At 67.3% G+C, this 10137-nt stretch carries 9 protein-coding genes; 4 read left to right on the forward strand and 5 right to left on the reverse strand.

Features of this window, described 5'->3' with window-relative positions; translation table 11 throughout:
- Positions 1–1932 (reverse strand): phosphoenolpyruvate carboxylase (locus tag VJS38_RS09815; protein ID WP_324087970.1); only part of this gene is annotated, 1932 nt, incomplete at its 3' end.
- A 356-nt stretch (positions 1933–2288) separates the two neighbouring features.
- Here VJS38_RS09815 and VJS38_RS09820 point away from each other — a divergent pair.
- The 4 genes from VJS38_RS09820 (at position 2289) to VJS38_RS09835 (ending at position 6370) form a co-directional block, all read left to right on the forward strand.
- On the forward strand, positions 2289–3467 hold the full coding sequence (locus VJS38_RS09820) for an acyl-CoA dehydrogenase (RefSeq protein WP_324087971.1): 1179 nt from the start codon (positions 2289–2291) through the stop codon (positions 3465–3467).
- Between the two features lie 86 nt (positions 3468–3553).
- On the forward strand, positions 3554–4387 hold the full coding sequence (locus tag VJS38_RS09825) for a fumarylacetoacetate hydrolase family protein (protein ID WP_324087972.1): 834 nt from the start codon (positions 3554–3556) through the stop codon (positions 4385–4387).
- The gene (locus VJS38_RS09830; RefSeq protein ID WP_324087973.1) at positions 4387–5391 is read left to right on the forward strand and encodes a phosphotransferase family protein; all 1005 of its coding nucleotides are present in this window, start codon (positions 4387–4389) and stop codon (positions 5389–5391) included. Before VJS38_RS09825 ends, VJS38_RS09830 begins: the two co-directional genes overlap by 1 nt.
- Positions 5392–5422: 31 nt before the next feature.
- Positions 5423–6370, forward strand: a complete 948-nt coding sequence (locus VJS38_RS09835) for a 2-hydroxyacid dehydrogenase (protein WP_324087974.1) — start codon at positions 5423–5425, stop codon at positions 6368–6370.
- Between the two features lie 24 nt (positions 6371–6394).
- On the opposite strand, the gene VJS38_RS09840 is transcribed toward VJS38_RS09835, so the two are convergent.
- The 4 genes from VJS38_RS09840 to VJS38_RS09855 form a co-directional block, all read right to left on the reverse strand.
- Positions 6395–7579, reverse strand: a complete 1185-nt coding sequence (locus VJS38_RS09840) for a CaiB/BaiF CoA-transferase family protein (protein ID WP_324087975.1) — start codon at positions 7577–7579, stop codon at positions 6395–6397.
- A 95-nt stretch (positions 7580–7674) separates the two neighbouring features.
- Positions 7675–8589 (reverse strand): LysR family transcriptional regulator, encoded by a 915-nt coding sequence (locus tag VJS38_RS09845; protein WP_324087976.1) that lies wholly within the window; start codon positions 8587–8589, stop codon positions 7675–7677.
- Positions 8590–8756: 167 nt separating this feature from the next.
- Positions 8757–9344: a cupin domain-containing protein gene (locus VJS38_RS09850; protein WP_324087977.1), complete on the reverse strand. Its 588-nt coding sequence runs from the start codon at positions 9342–9344 to the stop codon at positions 8757–8759.
- A gap of 155 nt (positions 9345–9499) precedes the next feature.
- Positions 9500–9886, reverse strand: coding sequence for a nuclear transport factor 2 family protein (locus tag VJS38_RS09855; RefSeq protein ID WP_324087978.1), 387 nt, complete (start codon positions 9884–9886; stop codon positions 9500–9502).
- Between the last annotated feature and the right edge of the window lie 251 nt (positions 9887–10137).

A 10137-nucleotide genomic window follows, 5' to 3' on the forward strand; every position in this document is an offset into this window, starting at 1 on the left:
GACCAGAACGGCGGCGGCCAGGCCCTCCAGGTTGCGCCGCGCGGCGGCCGGGTCGCCGAAGCGGCGGAAGATCATCTCCCCTTGCTCGGTGAGGCGCAGGCGGCCGTTCACCGTATCAGGCGGTTGGGCCAGCACAGCCTCAGCTGCCGGTCCCCCGCCGCGGCCGACGGAACCGCCGCGGCCGTGAAAGAACGCGATTTTGCGGCTTGCGGTCTGCGCCTGCGCCGAGATGTGCGCCGTCGCCCGAGCCACGTGGTGGCGGGAGGCGACATATCCCCCGTCCTTGTTGGAGTCGGAATAGCCCAACATCACCTCGCGCGCGCCGGGTTCGCCGAACATCGCCGGCGGCAGCGAAAGCGCAAGCCATTGGCGCATGAGGTCCGGCCCACGTTCGAGATCTGCAATCGTCTCGAGAAGGGGGGTGACGCGCAGGGCGCTGCGCCCATCCGCTCCGCCGCGGACCAGCCCCGCCTGCTTGAGCAGCACCAGCGGCTCGAGGATGTCGGAGAGCGTCGCCGTCTTGGAGACGACGTAGGCCCCCAGCGCTCTTTCACCGTAAAGCCGGACCGCCTCGGCGGCCGCGTCAAGCATGCTCAACTCGGCGGCGGTCTCATCTCTGTACTGGAGGAAGGCCGAGCGCAGCGGCCGTTCGTGGCTCAGTTCCTGACAAAGCAGGCGAACCCGTTCCGCCTCGCCAAGGGACATGTAGTCGTCTGCGATCCCTGCGCGGCTGTAGAGCTCGGCTACCACGCGCTCATGAACATCAGCGTTCTGGCGCAGGTCGAGCACAAGAAGATGGAATCCGCAGGCCTTGGCGAGCGCGATCAGCGTTCGCAGCCGCGCGCCGACCACGCGCTCACCAAGATGCTGCCGAATCGAGGTGCGGATGGTCTCCAGGTCAGCGACGAACTGCCCTGAATTCTCGTAGGCCGGCGAGGCGCCGCCCCAAGCTCCGCCGGCGATGCGGTCCGCCGTCGTGGCGAGCCGCTCCCAGATTTCCTGCAGGGCCTGACGGTAGGGTTCGTCTCGCCGGTGGACGGAACGGTCCGGCGAGGCCTCGGCTAGCGCGAGAACTCCTGCGCTTGCTGGCGCGAAGGCGGAGCTGACCGCCAGGTCGAACCACAGCCGTCGAACCTCGTCCGAGTAATGGTTGAGGATCAGTCGCGCCTGCGAGCGCAGGGCAAGCGCGAGCGTCTCGCCATTGACGCCAGGATGACCGTCGCGATCGCCGCCGAGCCAGGAGGCGAGCGTCAGCGGGGCGATGTCTCCGAACTGCTCGCTCCAGTCTTGATAGAGCTCACTGAGCGCCGGCAGGATCGAGTCGCGAACGATAGCCAGGGTGTTGCGGATCTCATCTGCGGGAGTGATCCGTGTCGGCCGATGCATGCGCGCCTTCCACAGGAGGGCGAGCTCGCGGAAAAGCTCTTCATTCAGGCGTTCTTCCTGCGCCGGTGACAAAGCCTTCCGGCGTAGCGAGATGAGCCGGCCGATCTGCGCCTCGCGCTCGACCACGGCGCGACGGCGAACTTCGGTGGGATGGGCGGTGAGCACAGGCGACAGCGCAAGCTGCAGCATGATCTGATCCGCCGATGCGCCTAGGCGCTCGGCGGCTGCGGCCAAGGTCTGTGGAGCCTCGCCGCCGTCCGCAGCATTTTCCGCCAGATCCGATAGCATGGCGGCGCAGACGAGCCCGCGCGCAACATAGATCGCCTGTTCGGCCGGGAGGCTGGAGAGCAGGCTTTCCAGCTCGGCTGTGTCCGTGCGCGCGACGCTTTGGATGCGATGGACGAGGGCGGCCGCGTCCTCGCCGTCGACGTACAGGATCACCTCTCCGAGCAGGTCCTGGAGATCGCGGACGGTGTCGCGCCGACGATCTTCCGGTTCCGCTTGGTCATCGGGCGTTGGTTCGCAGCAACTGCGCTGAACATTCATTGGGTCGAGCCCCCAAGGCGGCCGTCCGCCGAGGGTGGAAAGCTATCAATCCCGAGCCGAGCCCGCAGATAGAAAGGGGGTGCCATCCATAACCGCCTGCGCTGGGCCGGTGGGCGCTGGCCTGGGTTCGGATCAGCGACACCGGCGTCGGCGCGGCCAATGCTGCCCGAATGGCTATAACGCCTTTTCATGAACGTAGGGCGAGAGACCGGGGCTAGGTTCAACCCGTGAGGCGATGCGAATTCAAGAACAGATGAAGAAGCTCGGGCCTGAATTGGCGGCGCCGTGAGCAACCGGACGCATGGTCTTTCCGCTGCAGGTCCAGAATCTTCCGCGACGCCTTTGGGACAATGAGCATGAGTTCTTTCAACTGGGCCGATCCCTTTCTGCTCGACGAGCAGTTGACCGAGGAGGAGCGGCAGATCCGCGACGCGGCCAGGACGTTCGCCGAGCGCAGGCTCGCGACGCGGGTGAGGGACGCCTATCGCCAGGAGCACACGGACCCGGCGATCTTTCGGGACATGGGCGACGCGGGCCTGCTCGGTCCCACCTTGCCCGCCGAGTATGGCGGAGCGGAGGCCTCGTACGTGGCCTATGGCCTGATCGCGCGCGAGGTCGAGCGGATCGACTCCGGCTATCGATCGATGATGTCGGTGCAGTCGTCCCTGGTCATGCATCCGATCTACGCCTACGGCAGCGAGGCGCAGCGGCGGCGCTATCTGCCGCGCCTGGCGAGCGGCGAACTGATCGGCTGCTTCGGCCTGACCGAGCCCGACGCGGGTTCCGATCCGGGCGGCATGCGGACGCGGGCCAGGAAGGTCGCGGGAGGCTACCGGCTCACCGGATCGAAGACCTGGATCTCCAACGCGCCGATCGCCGACGTCTTCGTGGTCTGGGCGAAATCGGATGCTCATGACGGCAAGATCCGCGGTTTCGTCCTGGAGCGGGGCGCCGAGGGCCTCTCGGCGCCGAAGATCTCCGGGAAGCTCTCCTTGCGCGCCTCGATCACGGGCGAGATCGTGCTCGACGACGTCTTTGCGTCGGAGGACGCCTTGCTGCCGAACGCCAGCGGCCTGGCCGGGCCATTCGGTTGCCTCAATCGGGCGCGCTACGGGATTTCCTGGGGCGCGATGGGCGCGGCGGAGGCCTGCTGGCTCACCGCCCGCGCCTATGGGCTCCAGCGTCATCAATTCGGCCGGCCGCTCGCTCAGACACAGCTGTTCCAGAAGAAGCTGGCGGACATGCAGACCGAGATCGCGCTGGGCCTGCAGGCGAGCCTGCGCGTCGGACGCCTCATCGAGGCGGACAGGTTCGATCCGGCGATGGTCTCAATCGTGAAGCGGAACAACTGCGGCAAGGCGTTGGATATCGCCCGCATGGCGCGCGACATGCTCGGCGGCAACGGCATTTCCGAGGAGTTTCCGATCATCCGCCACATGATCAACCTCGAGACGGTGAACACCTACGAAGGCGCCCACGACATCCATGCCTTGATCCTGGGCCGCGCTCAGACGGGGCTCTCGGCTTTCGCCTGATCGGGTTCGCCAGAGCTTCGACGACGATACGGCCGGCCGCCGCCGCAAAACCATCGAACGGTCAGACAAAAGAGCAGGGGTGTCGAATGCGCATCGGGCGGTTCCTCTTCAAGGGCGAGGAGCGAGTTGGAATACTCAAGGAACGCCACGTCATTCCCTTGGCGGGCGATGGCGCCTGCGCCGATTGGGCGCTGGGTGCGGCCGGAAGCGCGCCTCACGGCGAGCCGGCGCCATTGCGTTCTGTCCGGCTCCTTGCGCCGATCCGGCGCGGGCGGGTCTTCTGCGTCGGGTTCAACTATCGCGCACATGTCGCCGAAACGGCTCAGGATCTCCCGAGCGACCCGGTCAGCTTTCTGCGGACGACAGCATCGATCGTCGGGCCGAACGAGTCCCTGTGGCGGCCACGCGCCTCGACCTGCTTCGACTTTGAAGGCGAACTCGCCGCGGTGATCGGTCGGGCCGGGCGGCATATCCCGGCCTCCCAGGCGCTGGAGCACGTGTTCGGCTTTACCTGCTTCATGGACGGCAGCATCCGGGACTTCCAGAAGCATGCGGTCAGCGCGGGCAAGACGTTCGAGCGCACCGGCGCGATCGGCCCGTGGATCGTGTCCCGCGACGAGGCGCCGGATTGGGACGCCACCCTGCTCACGACCCGGCTCAACGGCGAGATCGTACAGCAGAGCTCGACGGGCCTGATGGTCTTCGGCCTGCCGGAGCTGATCGCCTATTTCTCGCAGATCACCACGCTCCTTCCGGGCGATGTGATCGCCACCGGCACGCCGTCGGGGGTGGGCTCGCGGCGCAGTCCGCCGCTTTGGATGAAGGCGGGGGACCGGATCGAGGTGACGGTCGAACGGATCGGCGTCCTGGCCAACGACGTCGTCCAGGAGCCCGACGACACAGGCTGCGCAGGCGCCTGATGCCGAGCGACGACGACGAACTGATCGCCTGGCTCCGGCGGGTCGGTCTTGCGCAGGCCGACGAGGCGCCGCGGCTGGTCCCCCTGACCGGCGGCGTGTCGAGCGATGTATTCCGCGTCGATCTTCGGTCCGGGCCGATCTGCCTGAAGCGCGCCGTGGCCCAACTTCGGGTGAGTTCGGAATGGCGCGTCCCGCTGGCGCGGTCCAACTACGAGGTCGCGTGGCTGCGCACGGTGCGGGCCTTCGATGAAGGGATCGCGCCTGAGGTGCTCGCCCACGATCCCGAGGCGAACCGGTTCGCCATGACCTGGTTTCCGCCGGCTCAATACCGTCTCTGGAAGAGCGACCTGGCCGCCGGCCAGGTCGCCCCGGAGTTCGCCCGGCAGGTGGGCCGCACGCTCGCGATGATCCATGGCAGAACGGCCGGCGCGCGGGACGTTGCAGCAGGCTTCGCAACTGAGGACCTGTTCACGGCCCTGCGTGTCGAACCCTTCCTGCGCCACACCGCCCAGGCGCATCCCGATCTCGGCACGCGCCTGGAGGCCATCGCCTCGACGACGCTGGCCCACAAGGTCGCCCTGGTGCACGGGGACGTCAGCCCCAAGAACCTGCTGTGCGGCCCGCAGGGGCCGGTGTTCCTCGACGCGGAGTGCGCCTGGTTCGGCGATCCCGCCTTCGACATCGCGTTCTGCTGCACCCACCTGCTGCTCAAGGCGCTATGGCGAAGGTCCCATAGCGCGGAGGTCCTGGCCGCCTTCGCGGAGTTGCGGGACAGCTACTTCAACGGTGTCGGCTGGGAAGAGCGATGGGCGCTCGACGCCCGCGCCGCTTCGCTGGTGGCGGCTCTTCTGCTCGCCCGCATCGATGGCAAATCGCCGGTGGACTATCTGGCCGATCGCGAGCGGGCCTTCGCGCGTGAAACCGCGCGCGAACTGCTCGCCGCGAGCGGCTTGTCGCTGACCGCAGCCGCCGCGACCTGGCGCGACAAACTACAGAATTTGTGATCCCGCCTCGCGGCGCCGCTGGAGAAAATGCATGAAGGCCGTGCTGCAATACCGGGCGAGCCCGGGGTTTCGGGATCGTCTCGTTCAGATGGCCAGCGCCGCGGACATCGAGGCTGTGGTGGTCGACGAGACCGACGACGCCGGTTTCGCCCGAGAGATCGCCGAGGCCGAGGTCCTGCTTCACGTGCTCAAGCCCGTGACGGCCACGATGATCGCCGCCGCGCCGCGCCTGCGGTTGATCCAGAAGATCGGGGTGGGCGTCAACACCATCGACCTGGAGGCCGCCAAGCTTCGCAGTGTGGCGGTCGCCAACATGCCGGGCACGAACAGCCAGGCGGTGGCGGAGATCACCCTGGCGCTGATCCTGGCGACGTTGCGGCGCCTCAACTACTTCGATCTGCTTATCCGCCGGGGGCAGGGCTGGACGCCGGACCTGGCGGTCATCGACACGGTCGGCGAGATCTGCGGAAAGATCGTTGGTTTCGTCGGCTTCGGCGCTGTGCCGTCCCGCCTCGCGCCGGCGCTGAAGGCCTTGGGCGCGCGGGTCATCTACGCCGAGCGCGAGCCGCGCAAGACTGAGGTCGCCGAGCATCGCGAGCTTGGCGAATTACTTCAGACGGCGGATATCGTCTCCCTGCACGCGCCGCTGACCGAAAACACCCGCCAGCTGATCAACGCCGAGGCGCTAGCGCAAATGAAGCCGGGCGCCATCCTCATCAACACCGCCCGGGGCGAACTCATCGACCAAGTTGCATTGGTCGACGCCCTGAAAGGTGGGCGGTTGCGCGGGGCGGGCCTCGACGTCTTCGACCGCGAGCCAGTCGATCCGTCCGATCCGCTGCTGGCGCTGGCCAACGTGGTGGTGACGCCGCATGTGGCTTGGCTCACCCAGGAGACGCTGGAACGGAGTCTTGGCGTGGCGATCGAGAATTGCCAGCGCATCCGGCGCGACGAGCCGCTGCTGCACCGACTCACCTGAGACGGCGACAGCGGCGGAGTGCGGTCAGTCCGGCCGCGGCTCGCCGGCCAGCTCGCGCCGGACCTGTTCGGCGTGCTCGCTCAGGAGGGGCGAGGCGCGGCCTTCCGCAAGCGGGGTGCGGCTGAAGCGGATCGGCGTCCGCACGCCGGGGACCACGCCGCTCTCGGCCCAGGGCGCTGGCAGCGCCAAGCGCATCCGGCGGGCTTGCACCTGCGGGTCTTCGAAGACCTCCGCCACAGTGTTGATCCCGCCGGCGGGGACGCCAGCGCGGACGCAGCGGGCCAGGACGTCCTCCCGCGACAGATGGCCGAAGACGCGTGACAGCGCCTCGGCCAGGGCGTCTCTATGCGCCACGCGGTCGGCGTTGGTCTTGAAGCGCGGCTCGTCGGCGAGACCTGCGACGTCGAATGCGACGCAGAGGCTCTCGAACTGCCGATCGTTGCCCACCGCGAGGGTGAAGGGGCCGTTCCGGGCGTTGAAGACCTGATAGGGCGCGATGTTTGGATGCACGTTGCCGAGGCGGCGCGGCGCCCGGCCTGACACGAGATAGTTCAACGCCTGGTTGGCGAGCACCCCGACCATGGTGTCGAGCAGGGCGACGTCGATGCGCTGGCCCTCGCCTGACCGCGCCCGCTCGTGCAACGCCGCCTGGATCGCCACGACGGCGTAGAGGCCGGTAAAGAGGTCTGCGAAGGCGACCCCGACCTTCTGCGGTTCGCCGCCGGGTTCGCCCGTCAGGTCCATGACGCCGCTCAGGCCCTGGGCCACGAAGTCGTAGCCCGGGCGGGCTGCATAAGGCCCGTCCTGGCCGAAGCCGGTGATCGAGCAATAGACCAGGCGAGGATTGAGCGCGCGGGCCTGGTCGTAGCCGAGCCCGAACTTCTCGAGGTCGCCGACCTTGAAGTTCTCGATCAGGACATCGGATTGTGCGATCAGCCGCCGGACGATTTCGCGGCCGGATTCGCTGCGCAGGTCGACGGCGATAGAACGCTTTCCGCGGTTGCAGGCATGGAAGTAGGCGGCGTCCCCCGCGCTCCCGTTAGCCATCCCGACAAAGGGCGGTCCCCATCGCCGGGTCTCATCGCCCTCAGGGGCCTCGACCTTGACCACGTCGGCGCCAAGATCGGCGAGGACCTGGCCCGCCCAGGGGCCGGCCAGGATGCGTGCGAGCTCGAGCACCCGAACGCCCGCAAGCGGCGGGGTCGTCATCGGTCACATGTCCTTGTGGCTGCTGTCCTTGACGGCATAGCCGCTGGACGCGGCGCAAACGCATAGATTGCGGCGAACGGCATAGCCGCCGTTTATCAGGCGGCGCTTTCCGTCAGCGGCGCGAGGGCGGCGCGGGAGAGGGCGGCGAGCAGCGCCCGGCCCGACGCCGGCAGCTCCGGTTCCTTCGGCCGGAGCGCTACGATCTCGCGATCCAGGGCGATGCTGTCGATCGGCAGGACCACCAACTCGCCCCGCGCCCGCTCGCCGACGAAGGCGTGGAGGGGCAGCACGGCCAGAAGATCGCTCGTGCTCACCAATGCCTTCAGGAACTGGACCGCTCCGCCAGGATCGACGCGCGGCTGGGCGGGTTCGAATCCCGCCGCCTGGAACATATGTTGGACGAGCGGCCAGTTTCCCGTCACGGCGGAGCACCAGGGATAGGGGACGAGGTCGGCGACGGTCACGACGGGCCGAGTGGCGAGCGGGTGGCGGGCGCCGGCCACCACCTTCAACTGGTCGCGAAAGATCACGTGGCTCTCAAAACCGTGCTCGCCGACCACATTGCCGGAATAGACCAGGCAAAGATCGAGTTCGCGCCGGCGCAGAGCCCTGAACAGCGTCTGCGTCTGACCTTCCTGAATGCGGATCTGCAGATCGGGAAACCGGCGGCTGACCTCGTTGACGGCCCTGGCCACCACGCTGGCGGTCAGGGTCGGCAGGGCGCCGATGCGAAACCGTTCGCCCGCCATGCCGCGCAGCGTGGCGATTTCTTCCTCCGCGCGCTGCAATTCGGAAAGAACCGCCTTGGCGCGGCTGTAGAGCGCGTCGCCATAGGTGGTTGGGGAAATGCCCGTCATCGTGCGTTCGAACAGCACCACCCCAAGCTCCTCTTCAAGGAGCTTCATCGCCTTGGTCAGCGCCGGCTGAGACAGACGCAGCCGCGCCGCCGCGGCCGTGATGCTGCCTTCCTCGAGAATGCAGGCGAAATAGCTTAGTCGGCGCGCGTCCATCGCTCCTCCTCCGCTAACGTCACTGGGAATACAGCGCCGATTGCCGGCAGCGGACAGGGATGAGTCCGCTGCCGGCGCACGACCGGCGCAGGAGGGGGCGGGGCGCGCTGCTTACGCGTCCCTGGGCTGTGGACCCCCTGGGACCCCCGCCGGCCATGTCGGGTGGTTCACGGCCCCGCCGGATGGTCCCCGACCTGGTGGAAGTGGAAATCGTAATCGGCGAGCGCGGCGCGCACCTGTTCGTTCGGCCTGCCGCCGGCGCGCATCTTCGCCGCCGCCATGAAGCCGCGCTCGTGGCCGCCGGGCATGTTGATGGCGAACATCACGGCCGGCCTGTCGGTCACATTCTCAAAGGCGTGCGTCGTGTTCCGTGGAATGTAGGCGAAGCCACCCGTCCGCACGGTTTGCTTGAGGTTGCCGACGGTCCAGACGAACTCGCCTTCGACGACGAACCAGAGCTCATCCTCCTGAGGCTGGTGGTGCATCGGCGCGCCGATGCCCGGCAGGAGCGTCGTATGGCAAACCTGCACGGCGCCAGCGCTCTCTTCGCTCGCGAGCGCGAGACGGACGCATTGCGTCGCCGTGTTGGAGATGACCGGAGCCTCGTCCCCCTGCACGAGCTTTGGAATGCGGGGCAAGCTCTTCCACAGATCCCGCAGCGCCTGGAGATCGGCCGGGGAGCTGATTTCGTGCTCCAGGAACGGGGTGGGCTGGTTTACCCGGGCGTCCGATTCCAGTGTTTCTGGGCTTGCCACGTCAATGCCTCCCTAGCTTGGTCTGACAGCAGAAGCTCTGCGGACGGTGCGGCTCAAGCGCCTGTTTTAATTTTCCTAAAGCCTACGCCCATTGATCGTGCGGCGCATATAGCTTTTCGCTATGGGCGTGACTGCGTCGACCGTCGAGAAGGCCCTCAGCCTTGCCGGCAGCCGTGGAACGAGGCCATGCGCCAGCCTCTGGCTTCGCGCCGCAGAACTGTGGTCACAATAAGAGTCGCTTCCTCGGCGGCGGCGTCTCCACGCGGCATGATGTTCACTTGCGGCCCGACCACGACGGCGACATCGCCCATGAGCCGCACCACCAGATCCCCACGGCTGCAGCGGCGGGGACGCGCCTCAAAGGACTTCAGCGCCGCGGTCTTGTCATCGATATGCCCGGTGGCGTGCACGTGGACGTAATCGTCGGTGAGCAGTTCGGCTAAGCCGTTTGTGTCACCTTTGCTGATCAGGTCGCAACGCCGGTTTTCGAGAGCACAGATCGCGGTCACGTCGGCCGCGGCGTTAGGGCATTTTGCATCCATCGTAGAATTCCCTGGCTTTGCTGGCGTGGAGAAGAAGAGATCAGCGAATGCTGGCCGGCATAAAATGCGGTCATGGCCATGCGGCGATCCTGGCCGCGCCGGCCCAAAGCAAGTGTTAGAGCGTGCAAATCGATACAATCGGAGCTCGCGGATGTCCCCCTCATCAAAGATCCACGCCGTCCGTGCTCGGCAAATTCTAGACAGTCGCGGCCGGCCGACGGTCGAAGCCGACGTGCGGCTCCAGGACGGAA

This window comes from Phenylobacterium sp. (assembly GCF_035276905.1).
Classification (GTDB): Bacteria; Pseudomonadota; Alphaproteobacteria; order Caulobacterales; family Caulobacteraceae; genus Phenylobacterium.